Origin of the sequence: Nocardia alni (assembly GCF_019038435.1) — a bacterium.
Taxonomy (GTDB): Bacteria; Actinomycetota; Actinomycetes; order Mycobacteriales; family Mycobacteriaceae; genus Nocardia; species Nocardia alni.
In genome coordinates this window covers 23656-47774 of the sequence record NZ_JAGPOX010000019.1, presented here as the reverse complement: position 1 = coordinate 47774, position 24119 = coordinate 23656, and the positions used below count along the sequence as shown (strand labels likewise).

Sequence of the window (24119 nt, the reverse complement as noted above, 5' to 3'; positions counted from 1 at the left end):
AACGGTCCCCCGTCCAGGTAGCCTGGTGCGCAAGATCAGCGCGTCCGCCCGTGCGGCGGCGCCCAGCACCACCCGCACAGCTCGTCCCCCGTCCGCCGCGTTCGCGGCGCCCCTGGGACCGCTGCGCCGCCGGTCAGAAAGGGGGCCGCATGCGCACGGCACTCACCAACTTCAGCAACGTGCCATCCGGAGCCTCCCGGACCGATCGGCGGACCCAGGACGGGCGCCGCTGATGACCAGGGAGGACTTCCTGCGCCGGGTGCGCGACGGACTCAAATCGCTGCCCGACGACGACCGGACCATCACGCTCAGCAACAGGCGTACCCCGCCCGAGCTGTCCCTCGCCGACCCCACGATCGTGGAACTGTTCATCGAGCGCCTCGAACACCACGGCGCGCGGGTCGAGCGGATCACCGAGGCGGAGATTCCCGCGGCCGTCCGTGGCGCGCTGCGCACCTATCGCGCGAAATCCGTTGTGACGCCCAACGGTTTGCCGGACGAATGGCTCGACCCGTGGGCCGAGGACGCGGGTAACACCGTCATGCGGGACCACCAGCAGCTCACGCCCGAGGAGCTGGACGACGCGGACGCCGTGGTAACCACCTGTGCCGGAGCGGTCGCCGACGCCGGAGCCGTCGTGCTGGACGGCGGACCAGGCCAGGGCCGCAGCGAGACCCTGGTGCCCACCTGCCATATCTGCGTGGTGCGCACGCCGCAGATCGACTCCTCGCTACCCGAGGTGCTCGACAAACTCGATTCGCGCCGCCCCATCACCTGGTGCGGCGGTCCGACCGCGCCGGCCGACGCCAAGGGCGCCCCCGGCCAGGGCCGCCATCGCCAACGCCAGCTGATCGTGCTGATCGTGGACGAGTTCGATTCTCCGTAAACCCACAAGGTCCCTTTAAGCCTGTACCAAGCACGCGACGGCATCGTATTCCTCGGAACGGGATCATCGGCTCGGCGCTGCCACGCACGGCCCCCCGCCACCCACGCACGGCTGGGTCGTGTGTCAGGTGCCGCGCCGATGGCCCGTTCCACCCACTTCATGCCCGCCGGGCCTGTCCACGAGGGGTGACAGGCCCGGCGGGCGTTCCGTTGCCGCCTTGTGATCTTGGTCCTGGGCGTGTCCCGAGCGCTCGAGTAATGATGGAGGTATGGAAACCGCGGTGGTCTTCGTGCTCGCGTGCCTCGTGTACTGGTGGGGTCTGCTCAAGTAAACCCGCGCCAACTCTCACTCATCGGCCGCATGACAGGCCGTGATCAGCGCCCGCAGCTCGGCGCGCGGCGGATCCGGCCGCACCACAAGGTAACTCGGCATCACCGGTTCGGGATCGCGCAGCGGCCGGAACACCACGCCCGGGACCGACAGCCGCTGCGCCATCGACGCGTAATACACCGTCCAACTCGGCCTGCCGAAGCCGATCGCCGCCAGGGTGTTGTCCTGGTCCGAGGAGAGTTCCGGTCCGAGCAGCGGCTCGAATCCGGCATCGCGGCAGCAGCCGACGATCAGGTCGTGCAGCCCCGGATTGCGCGCGCGGCCGACCAAGCGCAGCGGCAGATCGGCCAGGCGAGCCAGGTCGATCTCACGCAGCACGGCCAGGTCGTGCCGGGCGGGGACGACCGCGACCAGCACGTCCGACCACAGCGGCAGCAGTTCCAGATCCGGCGCCTCGAGATCACCGCGTACCACGGCGGCGTCCAGCTCACCCGACCGCACGCGCTTGGTCCGCTCCTGGGCATCCACATGGACGAGTTCCAGATACGCGTCGGGGGCCAGGCGCGCGTATTCCAGCAGTATCGCGTCCAGCCGTGTACCCAGGCCCGTACTGGTGCCGAGGCGGATCGTCCCGGTGCGCTCGGTGCGCAGCTCGTCGATGGCCTCACGGGCGTCGGCCACCGCGCCCAGCACCCGTTCGGCGTGCGGGCGCAGCCGCTGACCGGCCTCGGTCAGCCGCACCGTGCGCGTGGTGCGCTCGAACAGCGCGACGCCCAGTTCCCGCTCGAGCCGGTGCACCTGCTGGCTGACCGCGGACTGCACGATATGCAGTCGCTCGGCGGCCCGGCCGAAGTGCAACTCCTCGGCGACGACGAGGAAGTACTGCAACTGACGCAACTCCACCGCCGCGAGATTAATCAGTTTCGGTGATCAGTGCCAGCTCGTTCCGCCTATTTTTCGCCGCCGCCGATCGCGGTTTCCTTATCGCATGCCTTACATCACGATCAATGACGTTCAGCTCTACTACGAGGATCACGGCACCGGACAGCCGCTGCTGTTCCTGCACGGCTGGGGAACCAGCGGACGGGTCTGGGGTGCGCAGCAGGCCGAATTCGTGAACGAGTTCCGGGTGATCACCCTGGACTGGCGGGGTTGCGGGCGCTCGGACCGGCCGATGGCCGGTAACACCCTCGCCGGCGTCGTCGCCGACCTGGCCGAACTCATCCGGGAATTGGCGCTCGTGCGGCCGGTCGTGGTCGGCAATTCGATCGGTGCGAGTTTCGCCACCGAACTGGCCCTGGCCCATCCCGAACTGGTCGGCGGGGTGATCGCGGCGGACGGTCCCGCGTACTGGCCCGCGCAGGGTATGCCGCTGCGGCAGATCATCGACGATATGCGGTATGACCGCGTGAATTTCGTGAGCCAGTGGATACCGAACTGGTTCGCACCCCGTACCACTCCCGGACTCGCCGACTGGACCATCCGGCAGATCTTGGACTCGGGGGTGTTCATCGACGAGCACTTCCACACATTCGCCGAATACGACCCGCGACCGCGCCTGCCGGGGCTGCGCACTCCGATCCACTACGTCCACGGCGAACTGGACGCGGAAATCCCGGTCGAGGTGGCGCGGGTATGCGCCGCACTGACGCCCGGCGCAGGCGTCACCGTTATCGAGGGCGCGGGACATATGCCGCATCAGGAACGACCGGCCCGGTTCAATGCGGCGGTACGCGCCGCCGCGAGGGCGTTCACGGCCGCCACAGCGGCCTGAACCGGAATACGTCACCGCCAGAAACCATTACAACGGCACAATATCGCTGGAACAGGACATCACATGCCTACTACGACCGTTCAACTCAGCGGCGGAAACGCCACCGTGGCCTACGAAATCACCGGCACCGGCCCGGGAGTCGTTCTGGTGCACGGGACCTCGGCCGGCCGCGCGCAGTGGGCGCCGCTGACCGCCGAGATCGCCGACCGCTATACCGTTCTCGCCCTGGACTATTCCGGTTCGGGCGATACCGTCGACCACGGTGGACCGCTCACCCTGGGCGATCTCGCCGCCGAGGTGCGGGCGGCGGCCGATCACGCCGGGCTCGACCGCTTCCATCTGGTCGGCCATTCCCTCGGCTCGGCAATCGCCGCACATCTGGCCGCGACCGATCCCCAGCGGGTGCGCTCGCTGCTGCTGCATGCCGGATGGGTACGCACCGACACCCGGATGGACGCCGAATTCCGGTACTGGATCGGCCTTTTCCGCGCCGACGCCGAGCACGGAACCACCCTGCTGGCACAGCATCTCACGCTGGCCGCATTCGGCCCGGGCTACTGGTCCCGGATCAGCGCCGAGGAACACGCGGCCGTGGTCAAGCAGTTCGTCGAGATGATCGCGCCCGGCACGGACCGGCAGACCGAGGTCGATCGCACCGTGGACCTGTCCGGCCTGCTCGATCGAATCACCGCGCCGACCTTGGTCCTGGCCAGCGCGCACGATCGGATCATCCCCGCCGAACAGCAACAGCAGTTGGTGGCGGCCATCCCCGACGCGCGCTACGCGGAGATCGACGCGGGCCACGGCGCACCCGCCGAGGCCCCGGAAGACTTCCACGCCAAGATCATCGGCTTCCTGGGCGCCCAATCCGCTGAGCCGCGGAAAACCCCGGACATACAATGATTACAGTATATAATAATTATATATAAGCACGATTTTTTATCTCTACCATGCCCGTATGGACACGAGGCAAGAGCCGGGCGCCAACCGCCCATCGGGCGGCGTCGGCTTCCTGCTGGCGCAGGTAGGAGCCCATGCGGCAGCGCATTTCGCGGATGGCATCGCCACCCTGGATCTCACCCCGCCCCAGGCCGGCTTACTACGACTGCTGGTCGCGCAGCCAGGTCGCAGCCAGCGCGAACTAGCCGACGAGTTGGGCATGCCACCGAGCCGCTTCGTCCCCTTCGCCGACACACTGGAGGACCGCGGCCTGATCGAACGTCGTCGCAACCCGCACGACCGCCGCCTGCACGCCCTGCACCTCACCCCCGCGGGCCGAAAACTCCTGAGCAAGTTGAGCGTCGCCGCCCGCGACAACGAGGACGACCTGTGCCGGGCGCTCACCCAGGACGAACGCGCGCTGCTCACCGCGCTGCTGACCCGAATCGCCACCGACCAGGGCCTGATTCCCGGAGTCCAGCCCGGCCTCCGATCCGTCACCTGACCCCGTCGATACAATACGAAGTCCCGCACCGGATTCCGGTGCGGGACTTCGTGACGATCGATCAGCCGGCGCTGCGCACGCCCTCCTCGATCCGCTTGCCGATCTCCGGGTCGACGCTCTTCCAGTAGTCGAAGACCCGGCTCAGGACCGGCTCCCGCACACCGCCCAGAACGTGGCCGACGACGTTGCTCACCAACCGGTCTCGCTCCTGGTCGTTGTAGACCTCGCGAACCAGGGTTCCGGCCTGGGTGAAGTCGCCGTCCTCGCGGTGCTGGACGTATCCGGCGCGCACGGCCTGCCGGCCGAACTCCCAGATGCCCTCATCACCGGCGCGGGCGGGATCGGCGTGCGGGCCGCCGAACGAGTTCGGCGCGTACACCGGCACATCGGGAGCGTTGAACTCATATCGCATCGCCCCCTCCTTGGAGTAGGTGTTCACCTCCGCGGCGCGGGGCCGGTTCGAGGGCAGCTGAGCGTAATTCGTGCCGATCCGGTAGCGATGCGCGTCGGCGTAGGCGAATACGCGGCCCAGCAGCATCTTGTCGGGCGAATAGCCGATGCCCGGAACGAGATTCGACGGCTCGAACGCGGCCTGCTCGATATCCACGAAGTAGTTCTGCGGGTTGCGGTTCAGCGTCCAGCGACCCACCTCGATCAGCGGGTAATCCTTGTGCGACCACACCTTGGTCAAGTCGAACGGATTGAATCGGTAGGACTCGGCCTCGTTCTCCGGCATCACCTGCACATGCAGGGTCCAGCTCGGGAACTCGCCGCGCTCGATGGCCTCGTACAGGTCCTGGCGATGGAAGTCCGGATCGGTACCGGCCAGGCGATCGGCGTCGGCCTGGGTCAGGTTCTGCACGCCCTGATCGGTCTTGAAGTGGTACTTGACCCAGAAACGCTCCCCCTCGGCGTTGACCCACTGGTAGGTGTGCGAGCCGTAGCCGTTCATGTGGCGGTAGGTGGCCGGGACGCCGCGGTCGCCCATCAGCCAGGTCACCTGGTGCGCGGTCTCCGGGCGCAGGGTCCAGAAGTCCCACTGCATGTTGTGGTCCCGCAGGCCACTGCCGGGCAGGCGCTTCTGTGAGCGGATGAAGTCGGGGAATTTGATCGGGTCCTTGATGAAGAAGACCGGGGTGTCGTTGCCGACGAGGTCGTAGTTGCCCTCACGGGTGTAGAACTTCACCGCGAAACCGCGCGGATCGCGCCAGGTGTCCGGGCTGCCCTGCTCACCGGCGACGGTGGAGAAGCGCGCCAGCGATTCGGTGCGCCTGCCCGGCTGGAACAGATCCGCCTTGGTGAACCGGCTGACGTCGTTGGTCACCACCAGCTCGCCGTACGCGCCGGCGCCCTTGGCGTGCACGATCCGCTCCGGCACCCGTTCCCGGTTGAACTGGGCGAGCTTCTCGATCAGGTAGTGGTCGTGCAGCACGATCGGGCCCTGCGCGCCCGCGGTCAGCGACTCGTCGTCACTGACCACCGGCACGCCGGTGTTGGTGGTTGTCGGCTTGGTGTTGGCAGATTGCTTGGCCTGCTCGGTCATTCGACGCCTCCTCGGGCTGATGGGGAACAATCGGGGCACAGGCCCCAGAACACGACCTCGGCCTCGTCGATCGCGAAACCGTGCGCATCCGACGGTTCGAGGCAGGGTGCGCTGCCCACGACACAGTCCACGTCCACGACCGTGCCGCAACTCCTGCACACCAGGTGGTGGTGGTTATCACCAGTCCGGGTCTCGTACCGCGCGGCGGATCCGGCGGGCTCGATCCGCCGCAGCAGACCGGCGCCCACGCACGCCCGCAGAACGTCGTAGACGGCCTGCGTCGAGACCGAACCCAGCCGCTCGCGAACCGCGGCCGTCACCCGATCGGCATCCGAATGCGGTTGCGCGACAACCACATCCAGCACCGCCACCCGCGGGGCCGTAACCCGCAGGCCCGCGGCGCGCAACTGTCTGCGCGGGTCGAAGTGGTCGGTGTGCATGAACCCAGTCTGCCTCTTTTCTGGAATTAGTCAAGATATAGATTTAATCCAGAGAGAGGAGATCGCACGCGAGCCCGTCCCGGCTATTTCAGTGGGTCGTCCCACATCTGGACAACTGGAGCTTCCTACGAATTCGCGGCGATGCGGACGACCGCCACGGAACGCCCTAGTCCGTCGGAGCGACGCGGTCGATCAGGAGACGCGCCGCAGACGCAGAATCACGCCGGAAACCAACAGCAGCGGCAGCGCGAGTTCCACCGACGCCCGGATACCCGCCGCGACCCCCACCAGGCACAGCAGCAGCCCCACCGCCAGTACGACCATCCGTAGAGCGGTAGCCGGATTCGACCACGACGCGGCGAGTACGAAACGCAAACGCCGCCGCGGCACGACACGCACCCACCACGCCGACAGCACGGCGAGCCCGCCCAGCCCGATCGCGCCGGCGATCCGTCCCGGGGTGTTCAGATACGACGAGTCGCGCGCGGGATCGTCGCCGGCCTGCTGGAATCCGATCACCACGGTCAGCCACGCGATGATCACCAGGGCCCAGTGCACCCGTCGCATCGCCAGGCGCAGCACCGTCGCGGTATTGGTGCGCACCAGCGGAACCAGACGCGGATCCATCGTCGCCGCGGTCAGGATGCCCCGCAGGGCCGAGCGCAGACGGCGGCCGTTGAGATCGACGACCGCGAGATCGTGCACGGCATGGGCGTTTTCGGGTTCCAGGCGCAGCGCGGTGCGATATGCCTCGGCGGCCGGACCGGGCCGCAGCCGGTCGCCGCACCGGCCCAGCCGGCGCAGGATCGAGCCGCGCACCAGATGAATGTCGGCCTCGTCGGGATCGAGTTGCACGGCCCGATCGATGACGGCCAGCGCCTCGGGCAGGTTGTTGCGTTCCCGCAGCACGATCGCCAAAATCCGGTGATTCTCGGCGAACTCGGGCGCGAGGGCGACCGCTCGGCGCGCGACCTCCTGCGCCTGCCTGCGCGCGTCCGGGCCCAGATTCAGCAGCGCCAGCGCGTGGATCCGCATCGCGAACTGGTTGCGCGGCTGGATACGCAGGGCCGCCGCGCTCTGCACGGCGGCCTCGGCGAAGTTCCGATCCAGGTAGGCCGCCTGAGCGAGATACGTTGTGGCCTCGGCATTGTCGGGCTGGACGGCCAGCACCGCGGCCAACTGCGCCCGGGCCTCGTCCAAGCGGCGCAGCTCGATCAGGACCTTCGCCCGCTCGATATCGGCCATCACGCGTCCCGCAGCGCTCCTACCGGAACTTCTTCTCGCGCATATATTTGGCCAGTTCATCGTAGGTGCCGTCGTTGTTCGCGAATTCCACGACGTTGCGGGCGGATTCGAACCAGGCCGCCGCGCTGGGCCGCACCTGCGCGAGCGCGGACTCGATATCGCGCATGCCGACCGGGCGCACGACACCCGAACGGATCGACTCGGCCATCGCCAGCTGGGTGGCCGAGGTGCACACATGCGCGAGGTCGGCGCCGGAGAAGCCGTCGGTGCGCTTGGCGATCGCGGCCAGATCGATCCCTGTCACCGGGCGGCCCTTCAGGTGATGGCGCAGAATCGCCTTGCGCGCCTCGCGATCCGGCAGCGTCACCAGGATCATCCGGTCGAAGCGGCCGGGGCGGCGCAGCGCGACGTCGATATCCCACGGGTGGTTGGTCGCACCGAGCAGGTAGACCCCCGAATTGTCGGCGGTGGCCGAGTCCATCTCGGTGAGCAGCTGATTCACCACCGTGCGCATGGTCGCCGATCCGCTCATCTGACTTCGCTTGTGCCCCAGCGCATCGACCTCGTCGATGAACAGCACGCACGGGGCGTTGCGGCGGGCGACCTCGAACACCTGATGCAGATTGCGCTCGCTGGAACCGGTGTAGATGTCCAGGATGTCGGCGATCTCGATCGGATAGAAGTTGGCGCCGAGCTCGCCCGCGACGGCGGCGGCGATGAACGTCTTCCCGCAGCCGGGCGGGCCGTACAGCAGCAGTCCGCCCCGCGCGCTGGTGCCGAACGCCTTGGCCAGGTCGGGATTTCGTAGCGGCCCCAGCAGTGAGAGCTCGAGCTGCCGCTTGACGTTCTCCATGCCGCCCACGTCGGCCAGGGCCACGCTCGGGCGCTCGATCCTGCCCACATCGCCCTCGGCGTAGACGGCCGATTCGCCATCCTTGGCCTCGGCGTCGCCGACAAATGCGGGCGCGATGATGTCGCCGACCTCGCGTTCGGCGGCGGCCCAGTCGAAGTGGGCGGGCGCGTCCGGCACAGCGTCGTCCGCCGCCGCGTCGTCGGAGATCTCGCCGGAGGCGGTATCGGCCGGATCGTCAGCGGCGGAAAGGGATGAATCGGGCGCTGCGGCAACCGGATCCGGCGGCTGGGCCGCCAGTGCAGCCGTACAGCGTTGCAACAGCCCCAGCACCACGACATTGCCGGGGTCCTGCGCCAGAGCGGTCGCGCAATGAGTGAGAGCCTCGGGGTGACGGGCGTGGTCGACCAGCAATTCGATCACCCGCACGCGCACCGGCAGCAGGTCCGGGTTGGCCTCGAGCATGGTCAGCATTTCGGTCAGTACCGGATCGGTCATCGGGCCCCCTTCGCGGCTTCTTCGAATGCTAGCCCGTGACATGGGCGCTCGACCAGGCGTTATATCTCACTTTCACAACTGACTCGCCGTAACTTCACTATGGCCCAGCTCACATCGGTCCCGGGGGAATAGAACTCCGCGACGGTGGGTTGAGTCAGTTGTCGATGCCGGGACAGCCCCGGGCCGCAACTTTTGTCGCTACGAGCGACCACTCGCCGAGAGGCGCATGTTGGGCATCGACACCCAGGGGCCGCACGCCAGGCGTGGCCGTGCGACCCTGTGCAGTAGTGCTGCAGGTGGAATGCCGCCGGACCTCGGTCCGGCGGCGTTATCCGTTTCGGACCAGCGGGTACGCATTCGATATCGATTGTGATTGCGCGCGTTTCGTATTCGATTCTGTCCGGGGAGCACGCGATAACCTACACCCCATGTGCCGCATCATGGGGGCGATCCTCATTCTGGCGATGCTCGGTGTGACGCCCGCGTTCGCCCATGCGGCGACCGGCGAGCCGGCTCGATGCTCGGTCACCTCCGGACGAACGTTTCCGCGGGTCACCCCCGAACAGGCCGGATTCGATCCGGCACACCTCCAGGCCGCCCTCACCTTCGCCGCCGACCGCAACCGGGTGAACGTCCAGGTATTCCGGAACAACTGCCTGGTCGGCACGGGCCCGCGGAACAACGTCACCGGCACGATCCCGTGGAACGTCTGGAGCGTCACCAAGAGCGTGGTATCGCTGCTGGCCGGAATCGCCTCGGACCGAGGCGAACTCGATCTCACCGCGCCCGTGGGCCACTACCTGCCGGCGGGCCTGGGTGATGCGCGCCATCGTTCGATCACCGTCACCGATCTGCTCACCGAGACCTCCGGCCTGCACATCGGCGCGGTGAACGAGGGCCTCACCGGTGTCATCCCGCTGGATCCGAACAGCGCGGTGCAGGCGCTGGCCGTCCCCTTCGACAATCCGCCCGGCACCGCGTTCTCCTACAGCCAGCGCAACGTCGACCTGCTGTCCTACGTCATCGAACTGGCGATCCACGAGCCGCTGCAGCGTTTCGCGCAGCGCGAGCTGTTCGACCCACTGGGCATCGAACGCGGCGACTACTACTGGGCCAGCGACCGGTCCGGTCACACCTACGGCTATGCGCACCTGCTGATCCCGCCCGACGATCTGGCCAAACTCGGCCTGCTGATGAGCAACGACGGCCGCTGGGGCAACCGGCAGATCGTCTCGCAGGCGTACCTGCGCAGGGCGACACAACCCTCGGCCACCAACCGCTGCTACGGGTATCTGTTCTGGGTGGGCGCCGGATGCGCGGAGCTGCCGGCGTTCCTGCCCAAGGACAGCTATCAGATGTCGGGAGTCGGCCTGCAGGATGTGTTCATCGTCCCCGATCTGGGGCTGACGGTGGTGTGGACGGGCGTGTTCGGCGATCGCACCACCGAGGGCGCGGCCGGGGTGCTGCAGAACATGGCCGAACTGTCGCACGAATTCTTCCGCCGGTTGTACGCGGCGTTCGAGCGGCCCCCGATTCCGGACCCGGGGCCGTGGGTGGAGCCGCCACTGCAACTGGACCCGAAGAGCTACATCGATCCGAACATCACCCTGGCCCTGTTCGGCGTCGGACCCGACGCCTATCCGAACTGCACGGTGCTGTCCTGCCTGAACATTCCGCTGAAGGCGCCGTTCGCGGATACGCCGCCGGGCTGCGTGATCCTGGCCTGTCTGGGGACCGACCCGCGCACCCCCGGCATCCGATGATCGGGCTCAGTCCCGGGCCTGGCGCCCGGTATTCATGTAGTCGCGGAACAGCGTGACCTTGCCGTCGCGGACGCGGACCGTGTTGACCGAGGTACGACTGCGCGAGCGGACGCCGTCCGGCCGGGTCATGTCGACCTCGTTCTCCACGAAGAACAACTCCGGATCGTCGGTGGCGTGCACCTCGGGATAGACCCCGTGTATCCGGATGCCGGAGATCCTCGACCAGCGCTCGGCGAGATGTTCGCGGATCGCCTCGCGCCCCTCGATGCGCTGGGGGGCGCCGGGTATGCCGAACGGAATCTCGAATACCGCGTCCTGAGCCATGTAGTCGGCGAACGCGGTGGCGTCGGGTGTGCCCAACTGGGTGAACAACTGCTCGACGACCGCGCGCGATGATTGTGCCGAACTCTCGGTCATATCTACCCTTTCAATAAACGGAACGATTACCCCGCTTATAATCCGGAACGCACGCCCCGTTTGTCAATGGGTCGCCGGTAGACTCACGCTGTGACCGAGACTCAGGCGAAGACGTCGCCCACCCCCGGCCGCGCGCTCCGCGCCGACGCGCGCCGCAATCGTGAGCGCGTTCTGGCCGCGGCCCAGGAGGCCTTCGCCGCCGAGGGCATTTCGGTGCCCCTGGACGAGATCGCCCGGCGCGCCGGGGTCGGCCCCGGCACCGTCTATCGCCATTTCCCCACCAAGGAGGCGCTGTTCCACGCCGCGATGCTGGACCGCGTCGAGCGAATGCTCGAGCACGCCCGCTCCCTGAGTTCGGCCGTGGATCCCGGCCGGGCATTCTTCGACTACCTCGACCACATGGTCGTCGAGGGCGGGGTCAAACGCGATCTGGCCGAGGCTGTCGGCGGCCGCGAGGGCCTCGAATCCTCGGGGCCCACGTTGGAATTGAGATCGGCGATCGACGTCCTGCTGCGCCGGGCCCAATCATCGGGCGCCGTGCGCTCCGACATCGACATCGCCGATCTCATGCGAATCCTCAAGGGCGCCTTCGTGGCTGCCCACACCACCGGCGCCGACGCCGAACAACGCCGCCGCACCTTCGCGGTGGTCTTCGACGGATTACGCACGCGCTGAGCCGATTTCGGACGATACTCAGCTATCGGACCGCTCCGCGGCATCGCGTTCGCTGAAAACATCACGGGCAGCTGCCATCCCGTTCAAGGCGGCGGGAAATCCGGCGTACCCCGCCATCTGGATGATCACCTCGACGGCCTCCTGGCGAGTACCGCCGACCTGGAGGAATCCGTGCAGATGGATCCGGAGTTCGGCTGCCGCGGTGCCCAGTGTGGTCAACGCGGCGACTGTGGCAAACTCGCGGGTCTGCAGATCGAGGCCCGGGCGGGACCAGACATCGCCGTAGGCGAATTCGGCGATGTAGCGACCGAGGTCGGGGGCGATGCCGTCCAGCGACGCGATCGACCGCGTCCCCCGCTCGCCGAAAATGCGCTCGATCAGGCCGGATCCACGCTCATACCGCTCCTGCGCGGACTCGTTCGGGCGAACAGCACTCTCCCCCACGGGGTTTCCCGCCTCGGGCCGGTCCGCGAACGCGGCCTTGGCCACCGCGAGCCCGTTCAGCGCGGCCGGAAATCCGGCATACACGCTCATATGCATGATCACCTCGACGATTTCAGCCGGCGACACCCCGACCTCGAGCGCCCCATCGATGTGGAAACGCAGCTGCGGCGCCGCATAACCGAGCGCGGTCAGCGAGGCGACGTTGGCGATCTGCCGCTGCCGCAACGTGAGCCCCGGCCGCCCGTAGATGTCGGCATACCCGAACTCGATCGTCAATCGAGCCAGATCCGGCGCGATATCGGCCATGCTGTCCAGCACCCGTCTGGGGTCGCTCCCGCCGATCTGCGCGAGCATGGCAAAGCCCCGATCGAACCGGCTGGTCGAGGAGGAATCGGTATCGGTCACTGAATGATCCTTTCGGAACCGATACGGCCGCCCACTCTGTGCGAGCGGACGGCCGTGTCATCAGCGGATGGCTGCTCAGCGGTCGGCGAGCAGGACCTCGGCGATCTGGATCGTGTTGAGGGCCGCGCCCTTGCGGAGGTTGTCGCCGGAGACGAACAGGGCCAGGCCGCGGCCGCCGGGGACGCCCGGGTCCTGGCGGATGCGGCCGACCAGGGAATCGTCGGCGCCGGCGGCCTGGAGGGGGGTCGGCACGTCGACCAGTTTCACGCCGGGGGCATCGCCGAGGATCTTGCGGGCCTGTTCGACCGAAAGCGGCTGGGTGAATTCGGCGTTGATCGACAACGAGTGGCCGGTGAAGACCGGGACACGCACGCAGGTGCCGCTTACCAGCAGGTCGGGCAGGCCCAGGATCTTGCGGCTCTCGTTGCGCAGCTTCTGGTCCTCGTCGGTCTCGCCGGAGCCGTCGTCGACCAGGGCGCCGGCCAAGGGCAGCACGTTGAACGCGATCGGCGCGACGTACTTGTTCGGTGCGGGGAACGGCACGGCCGAACCGTCGTGGGTCAGCTTCTCCGCGTCGCCGATCACCGCACGGGCCTGGGTGGCCAGTTCCTCCACGCCGGCCAGCCCGCTACCGGACACCGCCTGGTAGCTCGACACGATCAGGCGCTGCAGGCCCGCCGCGTCGTGCAGCGGCTTGAGCACCGGCATCGCGGCCATCGTGGTGCAGTTGGGGTTGGCGATGATGCCCTTGACCAGATTGCGGGTCTGCTCCGGGTTGACCTCGCTGACCACCAGCGGCACCTCGGGGTCCTTGCGCCAGGCCGAGGAGTTGTCGATGACGGTGACCCCGGCGGCGGCGAACCGCGGCGCCTGCACCCGCGACATGGTCGCACCGGCAGAGAACAGCGCGATGTCCAGACCTGCGGGATCGGCCGTCTCGGCGTCCTCCACCACGATCTCGCCGCCGCGCCACGGCAGCGTCTTACCGGCCGAGCGGGACGAGGCGAAGAAACGCACCTCGTCGGCGGGAAAGTCGCGCTCTTCCAGGAGTTTCCGCATCACCGCGCCGACCTGCCCGGTCGCGCCGACGACGCCTACCCGTACGCCCACGGTTATCGCCCCGATCCGGCGTGCACGACCGCGACCTCGTCGCCGCCCAGGTCGAACGCCCGGTGCAGGATCTTCACGGCCTCATCCAGCTCGTTGTCGCGGACCAGCACCGAGATGCGGATCTCCGAGGTGGAGATCAGGTCGATGTTGATGCCCGCGTCGGCCAGCGCCTCACAGAAGGTGGCGGTGACGCCGGGGTGGCTCTTCATCCCCGCGCCGACGAGCGACACCTTGCCGATGTGATCGTCGTAGAGCACCTGCGAGAAGCCGATCTCGCCCTGCCGCTTGGTGAGCATCTCCACCGCGCGGGCGCCGTCGGTCTTGGGCAGGGTGAAGGTGATGTCGGTCTTGCCGGTCTCCACCTTGGAGATGTTCTGCAGCACCATATCGATGTTGATCTCGGCGTCGGCGATGGCGCGGAACACCTTGGCGGCATAGCCCGGCTCGTCCGGTAGCGCGACGACCGTCACCTTGGCCTCGCTGCGGTCGTGCGCGACGCCGGTGAGGATTGCTTTCTCCAAGGGGATGTCCTCCATCGATCCGTAAACGTAGGTGCCCGGCTTGTCGGTGTAGGACGAGCGCACATGTACGGGCACGTTGTAGCGGCGCGCGTATTCCACGCAGCGCAGCATGAGCACTTTGGAACCGGTCGCGGCCATCTCCAGCATCTCCTCGTAGGAGACCTGCTCGAGCTTCTGCGCATCCGAGACGATCCGCGGGTCGGCGGTGAACACGCCGTCCACGTCGGTATAGATCTCGCACACGTCGGCCTCGAGCGCGGCGGCCAGGGCCACGGCGGTGGTGTCGGACCCACCGCGCCCCAGCGTGGTCACGTCCTTGCTGTCCTGCGCGACGCCCTGGAAACCGGCGACCAGCACGATCTGCCCCTCGGCGAGAGCGTCGGTCAGCCGCCCCGGAGTCACATCGATGATCTTGGCCTTGCCGTGCGCGCCGGTGGTGATGACACCGGCCTGCGAGCCGGTGAACGAGCGCGCCTCCGCGCCCAGCGAATGGATCGCCATGGCCACGAGCGCGTTCGAGATGCGCTCACCGGAGGTCAGGAGCATGTCCATCTCACGCGGCGGGGCGGCGGGCGCCACCTGCTGGGCCAGATCCAGGAGTTCATCGGTCGTATCGCCCATTGCCGAGCACACGACGACGACGTCGTGACCCTGCTTCTTCGTCTCGACGATCCGCTCAGCCACGCGCCGGATACGCTCGGCGGTAGCCACCGAGGATCCTCCGTACTTCTGAACGACGAGAGCCACGAGGGATCCTCCACAATCGACTAGCTGCTGTTACCAGCACCCAAGAGTACCTACCCGAGTCCAGTCGTCCTCGGGCTACCTCTACCGGGCGAGCTGTCCGCGCCGAAGATCGGGGGACGCCTCGCGCAAAACACCCCTACCGGGCAGCTTGAAGAACCGTGAGTAACTTGTGACATTAATCACTGCAAACGGATAATGCGGACCATGCGGGCACAGATCGGCGATCGAATATTGGTCCACAGCCGCGCGGTCGGCATCCCGGAGCGAACCGGTGAAATCATGGAAGTTCGCGGCGCAGATGGCATGCCACCATACATCGTACGATTCGACGACGGCCATGAGACCCTGCTGTTCCCCGGTCCCGACTGCGTCGTGCGCCCCCGCTGAGGCCGATGCGGCGCCACGACCCATTCGCCCGCACAGCCAACCGCCCGCGATCGAATCCATCGGAGCCCGAATCTGTTTCGAGTTCGCGCCACATTTGCAGACTGGACGGTCTGTGTTCCACGCGGAACCGACCGAACGGTTGACTCCGAGTGGGACCCCTGGGGACAATCTTGCCAGAAGTCGGGGGGTGGAGGGCAAAAGGCTATGCGTACGAAGACCGACCACCGATTCATCATCGACATCGGCCCCGAACAAGTGATGGAGGCACTGCTCGCGGTCGAGCGAATTCCGGATTGGTCCCCCTGGCACAGGGACGTTCGCTTGGCGACCTGCGACGAATATGGGCGCCCCAAACGCGTCTACGCGACGGTCAGCCCTGTGGGACACTCCGACCGCCAGGTCCTCGAATACGACTGCACCGCGGATCGAATCGCGTGGCGCGTCGTGGAAAGCGGCGCGGGTAGCGGAGGTCAGGGCTGGTTCGAGATCGAACAGTCCACCGAGGGCACCGAGGTGTGGTACCACTCGGAAATATCAACGCCGATTCCGATTCCCGGAATCCTCTATAAACGCGGCATCGCCAGGGCAAATGAAGAAGCGGTGCAAAACCTGATCGAGTTCATCGAGAAGTTCCAGTACGGGGAAAACTACAGCGCCGAGTGAGCAGCCGCCGCAGAAATTGCAGACCCGACGCAATACTGCCGGAATAGCCGAACACCTGCGACGATATCCGCATGACCGGCAAGCGATCTCGGATACAGGCACTCACCGAACATGCCTCGGTGACGCAGCTGGAACTGTTCTTCGACCTGGTGCTGGTGTTCGCCTTCACCCAGGTCACCGACCTGGCCGCACACGAGACCACCGCGGTGAACATGCTGCGCGCCTTCCTGGTGCTGGCGGTGCTGTGGTGGGTGTGGATCGCCTATGCCTGGCTGGGCAACTTGATCAAGGCCGACGAGGGCATCGCCCGGGTGGCACTGTTCGTGGCCATGGGCGCGGCGCTGATCGTCGCGCTGGCAATCCCGGAGGCATTCCACGATCTGCCCGGGGGCTGGTACGGCCCGCTGGTGTTCGCTGTGGGTTACCTGGCGATCCGGCTGATCCACCTGTGGGTGTTCTGGTGTGCCAGCGCGCAGGACCGGCAGTTGCGCGGCCAGGTGACCCGGTGGGCGTTGGGATCGATCACGATCGGCACCGTGCTGCTGATCATCGCCGCGGCCGAGCACGGCGCCGTGCAGATCTGGCTGTGGATCGCGGCCGTCGCGGGCGACATGGTGTGGACGCTGTTCTCGGGCAACGACTGGCGGATCAATTCGGCCGGCCACTTCGCCGAGCGGCACGGCCTGATCATCATCGTGGCGCTGGGCGAATCGGTCGTCTCCATCGGCGTCGGCGTGGCGGGCCTGCCGATCTCGTGGCCGATCGCGGTGGGCTCGCTGCTCGGGCTCGCCGTCGCCGGGCTGCTGTGGTGGGCGTACTTCGATGTCGGCGCGGCGGTGGTGGAGCGGCAGATGGCCGAGGCGAGCGGTGCGCGGCAGATCCAGATCGCGCGAAACTGCTACACCTATTGGCATTTCCCGATGGTCGTCGGGATCATCGCGCTGTCGCTGGGATTGAAGAAGGTGCTCGAACTTGTCGGCGGCGCAGCCGGTCACACGCTTCGCGATGAGCTGCACGGGATTCCGCTGTACGCGCTGTACGGCGGGGTGGTGCTGTACCTGATCGCACTCGTCGGATTCCGGCACTACGCCACGAAAGTGGCGCTGTGGCCCCGAATCGCCGCGGCGGTGGTGCTGCTCGCGCTGATCCCGCTCGCCGCGGTGGTGCCCGCGATCGTCGCCCTGGGCATACTGTGCGCGGCGCTGGGAATCCTGATCGCCTGGGAGACACTGCGATACGCGCAGCCGCGAGAGGCTGTGCGGCACGCGGAGGCTCGCGAGGGGCGGTAAGCCGGCGGGGTGGGCGAGCTCAGGCCGTCGGGATCACCTTGTTGTCCACGGTCTCCGGCGCCCGCTCACCCTCGCGCACCGCGCGCCGCATCTGATGCACGTTCTCCCGCAACACATCCCCCACCAGCTCATCGATGCGCGGATCGGCCAGCACCTGGAAGATGACGCGGAAGGCGGTATTCGCGATGCCGCGGATGATGTCCTCGTGGAAGGGCAGGTAGCGAACCCGGCCGATCTGCGGATCGCTCTGGATCACCTCCAGGATCATCGCATCGAGTTCCTCGCGGTTCTCCTCCAGCGCCGAGGCGATATTGCGGGTGTACTCACCCACCCGCAGCACCTCCGAGACCTCCTCCAGCACCGCCATCGTGACCGGCCGCTTGATCACGTCCACGATCGTGCCCATCGACCGGTTGACCACCGCCACGGTGACCCGGTCACCGAACGCGCGGTCGGCCACGCGCAGCAGCCGGGCCAGCAGCACGACCACGCGCAGGACGTGGGATTCGTGGAAGTACGGGGCGGTCACCGGGACCAGGCACAAGACCTCGTACCAGTAGACGAAGGGGAAATTCCACGACCAGTCCGCCCGCCGCCAGCGCCACAGGAATTCCAGCGCGAAGATTCCACAGGTCACGTAGTCGGCGATCGCGACCCAGTCGACCGCCTCGCGCGGCACCCGCAGCATCACCACCCAGCAGATCAGCGCCGCGGACACCACGGCCACCGCCAGCATGAGGAAATCGGTCCACAGGACCGGCGGTTTGCGCGGATACTCCGGCGCCGACACGGTGCGGTGCTGCGACACAGTGGATCCCTTCTGCGATGAATGATCCAGCCGAGAGTAACCCGCAACCATGACGGCGTCAGTGACCTGCGCGAATGATGGCCTCGATATTGCGTTCCGCCAGCGCGGCGATCGTCAGCGACGGATTCACCGTGCCGGTGCTGCCCGGAACCGCAGCACCGTCCATCACATACAGCCCCGGATGCCCGATCACGCGGCCGTAGGTGTCGGTGGCCAGGCCCAGCACCGCGCCGCCGAGCGGATGCGCGGTGAACAGCGCGTTGGCGTCGTAGCCCAGGGCGTTGTATTCGACCATGGCGCCGCTTCGCTCGGCGATGCGGTGCTGGACGGCACGACAGGCGTCCGTGATCCGGTCCTGTGCCCGCCGGGGCCAGCGCAGGCCGACCGTGTCGTGCCGCGCGTCGTAGCCGAAGCGGGCGCGGGTCGTATCGAAGGCCAGGCCGAGCGAGGCCAGCGCACCGGTCTCCATGGGCATGCCTGGGATGTACCAGCTTTCCAGCGTCAGCGGCATACCGGACTCGTCGAAGATGCGGCTCGCACTCGGCACACCCTGCCCCAGCCCGCGCAGCGAGCTCTCACCGCGCGCGAGCACCACATCGCCATTGGTGCCCCAGCCGTCGCCGACGTGCTCGTTGAGGTGTGGCAGCGCTCCGGTGCCCTGGGCACGCACCAGCAGCTGGGAGGTGCCGACCGAACCCGCGCCCAGGAACAGCCGATCACAAGTGAGAGTGCGCTTGCGCAGGACCGCGCCGTTCGGATCGAGTTTGGTCACCGTCACCGCGTAACGGCCGCCGGAATCCTGGGCGATCGCATCGACCCGATGGCCCGGGAAGATCGCCGACTTGCCGGAACTCTGAGCGTATTTCAGGTAATTCTGATTGAGATCGAATTTCGCGCCGTTGGAATTGCCCAGGTCGCTTCGCGCGGCGGTGGCCGAAGGCCTGGTAGCTCCGGACAATTCAGCGCGAACGACGTTCCAGTTGAAGATGGAGTCACTGGGCTGCGGGGTGTAGCCGGCCTTGCGAGCCTGATCGTCCCAGGCCCGTGAATGAGTGAACGGCGTCGAATTGTAGATATCGGCGGGCATCGTGCTCAGCCGCAGCATCTGCCGCACCCGAGGGTAGTAGACCCGGTCCATTTCATCGTAATCGACTGTGCCGCCGAATATCTGCTCGAAAAACCGGCGCGGCGGCTCGAGCATGCACCCGGTGAACACCACCGAGCCGCCACCCACCGCGGCGCCGTGCCAGACATCGATTCCGTCGAGCGGCGTCACGTCCAGCACCCCGCCGAAATCGGCGAATCGCATGGGCACCTTGGTCACACCGGTGAATTCGGTGCGATGCCAGAACCCGCGCCCGTCGGGCATGTCATCACCGGTGAAGATCTCCCGCCACGGATCGTTGGGCCAGCGCGATCCGCGCTCCAGCACGGTGGTCGCCACACCCGCCTGCGCCAGCCGCAACGCCGTCACCGCGGCTCCGAACCCGGACCCGATGACTATCGCCTCGGAGTGCTCCGCCGGATCGGGAAGGGGCGCAAAGATTTCCGGAACCCAGTGCCGGAACAGGTCGTCCCACACCGGATCCGCGGAAGCGCGGCCGCCACCGGTCACACTCGTCGCCGCACCCAGCAACACCGCTGCCCCAGCAACCTTCATCAAGGCGCGTCTGTGCACCCGGCCACCTCCCTCATCGCGCATGGCCGCGCGCGAGATTACCGGGTTGGGGCGGTCAACTCAACCGAATCGGGATTTCCACTCGTGGGTGCTGCCGGCGTAAATGCCTAGGCGCGCAGGCGTTCGCGACGCAGTCGGTCGACCTCGGGCAGGTCCAAGGGGGGCAGCTCGTTGACACCGAGGGCCTGTTTCAGCAGGTGGTCGGCCAGTTCGGGGTTACGAGCCAGGGCGGGGCCATGCATGTAGGTGCCGATTACCGAACCCTGGACGACGCCCTCGAGGCCGTCGCCGACGCCGTTGCCGACACCGCGGGTGACGCGGGCCAGGCCCGTGGCATCGGGGCCCAGGCTCGTGCCGCCGCGATGGTTCTCGAATCCGGTCAGGGGGGCGGACAGGCCTTCGAGCAGGGGGGTTGTCGCCACCTCTCCGATGGCCCGCTCGGCCTGCGGCGAGGTGGTGACGTCGAACATCGCGACGCCCTCGACCCGTTCGCCGCCCGAGGTCTCGTACCAGTGGCCCAGCACCTGGATGGCCGCGCAGATCGCCAGCACCGGAACGCCGCCCGCGGCCGCGCGCTGCATACCCGGATACCGTTGCAGATGCCGGGTGGCCAGGCGCTGCGCCGAATCCTCGGCTCCGCCCAGGAGATAGACGTCCAGCGAGTCGGGAACCGGGTCGTTCAAGGTGATTTCGACGATCTCGGCGGCGTGGCCACGCATCCGCAGCCGCTGGCGCAGCACGACGGCGTTGCCGCCGTCGCCGTAGGTGCCCATGACATCCGGCAGTACCAGCCCGATCCGAACGGTCGACTCAGTCATGGCCGGGCCTCCAGCGCACGGTTCAGATCGCGGAACGCGGTGTAGTTGGCCAGTACCTCCACCTGTCCGGGTGGACAGGATGCTATGGCGCGCAACGGATCCGCCACCGTCGTATGGTCGACCCCGGCGTAGGTGAGGCGCACCGCGAGGTCGGTGGCCCGCTCACCGGAGGCTACGACCTGGGTACCCTCGAAATGCTCGAAGCGCACATCCCACAGCCAGGACAGATCCTCGCCGTCGGGCACCTGGCCGTTCACCGCGATCACCAAACCGGTTGCGGCAGGGTCGATCATCGACAACGCCTCCTGCCATCCGGCGGGGTTCTTGGCCAGCAGCAGCCGCGCGGTGTGCTCGCCGACCCGCACGCTGCGGTAGCGACCGGCGATCTCGCGGACGGTCGCGGTCGCCTCGGCCGCCGTCTCGGGCCGCACGCCGAGCGCAACCGCCGCGGCCACGGTCTGCGCGGCGTTGCCGCGGTTGGCCCGCCCCGGAAGGGCAAGGTGCAGTGGTATTTTCACCCCGTCGGGGCCGTGCAGATGCTCCTCGTCGACCCACCAGTCGGGCTCGGGCCGCTCGAAATCCGCACCGGTACTACGCCAGTGCTCGCCCTCCCAGACTATCGGCTCACCGCTGCGCGGGCAGCTGCTGGCGTCCACCGCCCAGCCACTGCCCGCGGCCACCCACACCACATTCGGATGGTCGTAGGCGATGGAGGTGATCAGCACGTCGTCGCAGTTGGCGATCAGTACGGCCTCGGGGTGCCCGGCCATGCCCGCGCGCAGCTTGCGCTCGATCATGTTGATCTCACCGACCCGGTCGAGCTGGTCACGGCTCAGATTCAGCAGCACCACCGCGTCCGGATCGAGCGCGTCGGCCACATGCGGCAGATGCAGCTCGTCGACCTCGATCGCGGCCAGCGGCGCGGTGCGATGCGCGTTGAGCGCGGCCACGATCCCGGCGTCCATATTCGCACCGTCGGCCTGGGTGGCCACCGGCCCCAGCGCGCCCAGGGCGGCCGCTGTCATCCGCGTGGTGGTGGACTTGCCGTTGGTGCCGGTCACCAGCACCGTGCGCCGTCCACGGCCCAGCTGCGTCATGATCGTCGGATCGATTCGCACTGCGATCAGCCCGCCGATCATCGAGCCCTTACCGCGCCCGGCCCGCTGCGAGGCCCATGCCGCGCCCGCCGCCGCCCGCAGCGCGAGCCGTCCGCGCATCGAGATGTCTGCCACGCGGGAATCCTATTCCGCGACGCGCGACGCCGCCGTCGAGGGCGGCTGGGACGTTGCTCACCCACGGGACGGTGAGCGTGCGGTCGTCGAGCACCTGGACGAATCCCGCGGGATCCCCCTTCGGCGAGGCGTCGCGGTTGCCGTCCGCGTCGGAGGTGGCCGGCACCACGAACGGCGAGGTCGCGATCCATTGCCGATCGCGCGGATGCAACGCGAAGCGTTCCTTCGTCGCGACACGGTGTGTGGGCTCCCCGAGGAGTTCACGAAGCTCGGCCGTAGTGGAGTTGGCTCATGACCCGATCCACCGCAGCGTGTGGCGTGTAGCGCCCTATACGGGCGTGTCGAACACGTTCGACCGACCCGCCGCGTACCGGGCGGCGTCCGCCTGCCGCATCGGCTCGAATTGCGGCGCCCGGAACAGCGGGAAGAGCCTGCAGCGCGGCGCATTCGAACCCGCCGTGTCCAACAGGGCGTTGACCGCCGTGCGCGCGGACTCGCACGCACCCTCCATGGTGGCCAGATCGATCATGGTGCGCACGTAATCACCCGCGAGGAACAGATTCTCCAGCGCACCGTGCGCCTGCGGCCGCGCGGACCAGGCCCCCACGGTATTGATCAGCAGTGGATCGACGTTCACGTTGTGGCCCTGCCCGGCATCCCAGCTCACGCCGGGGTCCAGGAACCACGAATGCAGGTCGGCGTCGTGTAAGTCGACCTTGCCCTTCAGGTGGGCCTGAATCTGCGCCCAGACCTCACGCGCGATCTGTTCGTGCGTGCACTCCTTGGCGGGCTTGCCGAACAGGATCCCGGGCTGCTCCCAGTCCGACACGTCCACCGACAGGCAGTCCCGGACCGAGCCGTCGCCGAAGCCCGGCAGCGGTGTGTGCGGCCAGAATTGGTTCTGCGCGATCGAGGTCAGCGACCACGGCGAATCGATGTAGGCGGTGTGCCCGCGCGCTATGGCGGTCGGGCGGCGCAGATAGAACTGGATGCCGGTCATCCAGTCCACATCCAGCCGGTTCATCGCGGCCAATTCCGGTTGGACCGCCAGGATTTCGGGCGTCCACATCCGGCGCGCCACCTCCACCGGCACGGCCAGCACGAAATAGTCGGCGTCCACCGGAGTTTCGCGGCCGGACGCGCTCACCCGCGCCGCGGAGATCCGGCGGTCACGCACCGTCAGGCCGCGCAGCTCCGCGGTCACGAATCGCACGCCGAGCGCGCTGAGGTGCCGCGCCCAGGGATCTATCCACATCCGTGAGGTCGGGCCGTCGAGTAGCCGATCCAGCGGACCGTCGTCATCGGTCTGCAGCGGATTGGCCAGGAACTGTTCACCCATCGTGCCGATGGTGCGCGTGCTGGCGCGGTCGTCCTTGGCGGCGACCAGCAGGGTGGTCAGGGTGCGCGACAACAGGATCCTGAACTCCGCGGAGTGCGCGCGGGCGCCGACGAAATCGCGCCACGACACGTTCTCCCACTCCCCGATCCGGCGGGCGTCACTACTGGTGCAGAACACCAGCAGCCGCTCGGCGAAGTAGGCGGCGTCGCTCATCGGCATCCGCGTCGAGGTGGCGACGGCCGAGGCCACGGTCTGCCGGAAATCGCTCGCACTGGTCCAGAGTGTGCCGCGGCCCATCGGCGCGATGGTGTCCGGACTGCCGACCCGGGAGAACCGCGTCTCGGCCGCGGCGACCAGGTTGTCCCACACGCCATTGTCGTTGCCGGGGAAGGGAATCCGCCGCATCGTGTCCGGAATGTGGTGATAGAAGCCGGGAAAGAAGCGGAATCCGTGCTCGCCGGGCAGATCCGGGCGGCCGTCACGGGCCGTGCCGGGAACCGCGATGCTGCGGGCTTTGCCACCCAGTGCCCGGCGCTCGTAGACGGTGACCTGGAAACCTCGCTCGGCCAGCTCGTGCGCCGCCGTCAGACCGGCAACGCCGCCGCCGAATACCGCGACCCGGCGACCGGGCGACGCGGCCGTCGCCGGGGTTGCCGAACTCAACGGACCTGCTGCCAATGCACCCGCGACGGCCGCACCGCGAAGGACTGTTCTCCGCGACACCGCCCCGTATCGTTCTGCCATCTGCTCGGGACCTCCACGCCGCGCAATACTGTAAGCGGTCGATCCCAACCTCTAGTCTCTCGGGGGTAG

At 67.6% G+C, this 24119-nt stretch carries 24 protein-coding genes; 9 read left to right on the top strand and 15 right to left on the bottom strand.

From position 1 onward, the window contains the following. Positions 1–232: 232 nt before the first annotated feature. The gene (locus JZ791_RS10295) at positions 233–886 is read left to right on the top strand and encodes a LutC/YkgG family protein (RefSeq protein ID WP_216893993.1); all 654 of its coding nucleotides are present in this window, start codon (positions 233–235) and stop codon (positions 884–886) included. A gap of 345 nt (positions 887–1231) precedes the next feature. Here the strand turns inward: JZ791_RS10295 and JZ791_RS10290 are convergent, their stop codons facing one another. Continuing rightward, the gene (locus JZ791_RS10290; RefSeq protein ID WP_216893992.1) at positions 1232–2119 is read right to left on the bottom strand and encodes a LysR family transcriptional regulator; all 888 of its coding nucleotides are present in this window, start codon (positions 2117–2119) and stop codon (positions 1232–1234) included. 85 nt (positions 2120–2204) lie between these two features. On the opposite strand from JZ791_RS10290, the gene JZ791_RS10285 reads away from it, so the two are divergent. From JZ791_RS10285 to JZ791_RS10275, 3 genes are all read left to right on the top strand, one after another. Continuing rightward, the gene (locus JZ791_RS10285) at positions 2205–2990 is read left to right on the top strand and encodes an alpha/beta fold hydrolase (protein WP_216893991.1); all 786 of its coding nucleotides are present in this window, start codon (positions 2205–2207) and stop codon (positions 2988–2990) included. A gap of 63 nt (positions 2991–3053) precedes the next feature. After that, entirely contained in the window at positions 3054–3893 is an 840-nt protein-coding gene (locus JZ791_RS10280; protein ID WP_216893990.1) for an alpha/beta fold hydrolase, read from the top strand. Positions 3894–3948: 55 nt separating this feature from the next. Next, the gene (locus JZ791_RS10275; RefSeq protein WP_216893989.1) at positions 3949–4434 is read left to right on the top strand and encodes a MarR family winged helix-turn-helix transcriptional regulator; all 486 of its coding nucleotides are present in this window, start codon (positions 3949–3951) and stop codon (positions 4432–4434) included. Between the two features lie 61 nt (positions 4435–4495). On the opposite strand, the gene JZ791_RS10270 is transcribed toward JZ791_RS10275, so the two are convergent. The 4 genes from JZ791_RS10270 to JZ791_RS10255 all read right to left on the bottom strand — a co-directional run bounded on the left by JZ791_RS10270 (position 4496) and on the right by JZ791_RS10255 (position 9010). Further along, positions 4496–5977: a catalase gene (locus tag JZ791_RS10270; RefSeq protein ID WP_216893988.1), complete on the bottom strand. Its 1482-nt coding sequence runs from the start codon at positions 5975–5977 to the stop codon at positions 4496–4498. Further along, positions 5974–6417: a Fur family transcriptional regulator gene (locus tag JZ791_RS10265; protein ID WP_216893987.1), complete on the bottom strand. Its 444-nt coding sequence runs from the start codon at positions 6415–6417 to the stop codon at positions 5974–5976. The genes JZ791_RS10270 and JZ791_RS10265 overlap by 4 nt, the downstream gene beginning before the upstream one ends. 192 nt (positions 6418–6609) lie before the next feature. Continuing rightward, the gene (locus tag JZ791_RS10260) at positions 6610–7662 is read right to left on the bottom strand and encodes a tetratricopeptide repeat protein (protein ID WP_216893986.1); all 1053 of its coding nucleotides are present in this window, start codon (positions 7660–7662) and stop codon (positions 6610–6612) included. Positions 7663–7681: 19 nt separating this feature from the next. Beyond that, positions 7682–9010, bottom strand: coding sequence for an ATP-binding protein (locus tag JZ791_RS10255; protein ID WP_216893985.1), 1329 nt, complete (start codon positions 9008–9010; stop codon positions 7682–7684). A 428-nt stretch (positions 9011–9438) separates the two neighbouring features. Here JZ791_RS10255 and JZ791_RS10250 point away from each other — a divergent pair, with 428 nt between their 5' ends. Next, a complete protein-coding gene (locus JZ791_RS10250; RefSeq protein WP_216893984.1) occupies positions 9439–10773 on the top strand; it encodes a serine hydrolase domain-containing protein in 1335 nt (444 codons plus the stop codon). A 6-nt stretch (positions 10774–10779) separates the two neighbouring features. On the opposite strand, the gene JZ791_RS10245 is transcribed toward JZ791_RS10250, so the two are convergent. Continuing rightward, entirely contained in the window at positions 10780–11190 is a 411-nt protein-coding gene (locus tag JZ791_RS10245; protein WP_216893983.1) for a nuclear transport factor 2 family protein, read from the bottom strand. Between the two features lie 90 nt (positions 11191–11280). Here JZ791_RS10245 and JZ791_RS10240 point away from each other — a divergent pair, with 90 nt between their 5' ends. Further along, positions 11281–11865, top strand: a complete 585-nt coding sequence (locus JZ791_RS10240) for a TetR/AcrR family transcriptional regulator (RefSeq protein WP_216893982.1) — start codon at positions 11281–11283, stop codon at positions 11863–11865. An 18-nt stretch (positions 11866–11883) separates the two neighbouring features. On the opposite strand, the gene JZ791_RS10235 is transcribed toward JZ791_RS10240, so the two are convergent. The 3 genes from JZ791_RS10235 to JZ791_RS10225 form a co-directional block, all read right to left on the bottom strand. Then, on the bottom strand, positions 11884–12714 hold the full coding sequence (locus JZ791_RS10235) for a carboxymuconolactone decarboxylase family protein (protein ID WP_308162874.1): 831 nt from the start codon (positions 12712–12714) through the stop codon (positions 11884–11886). A 75-nt stretch (positions 12715–12789) separates the two neighbouring features. Further along, positions 12790–13824 carry an aspartate-semialdehyde dehydrogenase gene (locus JZ791_RS10230; protein WP_216893981.1) on the bottom strand — a complete coding sequence of 345 codons (1035 nt, stop codon included), beginning with the start codon at positions 13822–13824 and terminating at the stop codon, positions 12790–12792. Positions 13825–13826: 2 nt separating this feature from the next. Continuing rightward, entirely contained in the window at positions 13827–15092 is a 1266-nt protein-coding gene (locus JZ791_RS10225) for an aspartate kinase (RefSeq protein WP_216893980.1), read from the bottom strand. Between the two features lie 195 nt (positions 15093–15287). Here JZ791_RS10225 and JZ791_RS10220 point away from each other — a divergent pair, with 195 nt between their 5' ends. The 3 genes from JZ791_RS10220 to JZ791_RS10210 all read left to right on the top strand — a co-directional run bounded on the left by JZ791_RS10220 (position 15288) and on the right by JZ791_RS10210 (position 17431). Continuing rightward, positions 15288–15479 (top strand): DUF1918 domain-containing protein, encoded by a 192-nt coding sequence (locus JZ791_RS10220; protein ID WP_308162873.1) that lies wholly within the window; start codon positions 15288–15290, stop codon positions 15477–15479. Positions 15480–15683: 204 nt separating this feature from the next. Further along, positions 15684–16142 carry an SRPBCC family protein gene (locus JZ791_RS10215; RefSeq protein ID WP_216893978.1) on the top strand — a complete coding sequence of 153 codons (459 nt, stop codon included), beginning with the start codon at positions 15684–15686 and terminating at the stop codon, positions 16140–16142. Between the two features lie 71 nt (positions 16143–16213). Then, a complete protein-coding gene (locus tag JZ791_RS10210) occupies positions 16214–17431 on the top strand; it encodes a low temperature requirement protein A (RefSeq protein ID WP_216893977.1) in 1218 nt (405 codons plus the stop codon). A 19-nt stretch (positions 17432–17450) separates the two neighbouring features. On the opposite strand, the gene JZ791_RS10205 is transcribed toward JZ791_RS10210, so the two are convergent. The 6 genes from JZ791_RS10205 to JZ791_RS10180 form a co-directional block, all read right to left on the bottom strand. Further along, positions 17451–18239, bottom strand: a complete 789-nt coding sequence (locus JZ791_RS10205) for an ion transporter (protein ID WP_216893976.1) — start codon at positions 18237–18239, stop codon at positions 17451–17453. 58 nt (positions 18240–18297) lie between these two features. Beyond that, positions 18298–19917 carry a GMC oxidoreductase gene (locus JZ791_RS10200; protein WP_308162872.1) on the bottom strand — a complete coding sequence of 540 codons (1620 nt, stop codon included), beginning with the start codon at positions 19915–19917 and terminating at the stop codon, positions 18298–18300. A 107-nt stretch (positions 19918–20024) separates the two neighbouring features. Continuing rightward, entirely contained in the window at positions 20025–20735 is a 711-nt protein-coding gene (locus JZ791_RS10195; protein ID WP_216893975.1) for a type 1 glutamine amidotransferase, read from the bottom strand. Beyond that, a complete protein-coding gene (locus tag JZ791_RS10190; protein ID WP_216894030.1) occupies positions 20732–21952 on the bottom strand; it encodes a Mur ligase family protein in 1221 nt (406 codons plus the stop codon). Before JZ791_RS10190 ends, JZ791_RS10195 begins: the two co-directional genes overlap by 4 nt. Further along, a complete protein-coding gene (locus JZ791_RS44900; RefSeq protein WP_254205486.1) occupies positions 21882–22178 on the bottom strand; it encodes a PNPOx family protein in 297 nt (98 codons plus the stop codon). Before JZ791_RS44900 ends, JZ791_RS10190 begins: the two co-directional genes overlap by 71 nt. A 117-nt stretch (positions 22179–22295) precedes the next feature. After that, positions 22296–24050, bottom strand: coding sequence for a hydroxysqualene dehydroxylase (locus tag JZ791_RS10180; RefSeq protein WP_216893974.1), 1755 nt, complete (start codon positions 24048–24050; stop codon positions 22296–22298). Positions 24051–24119 lie beyond the last annotated feature (69 nt).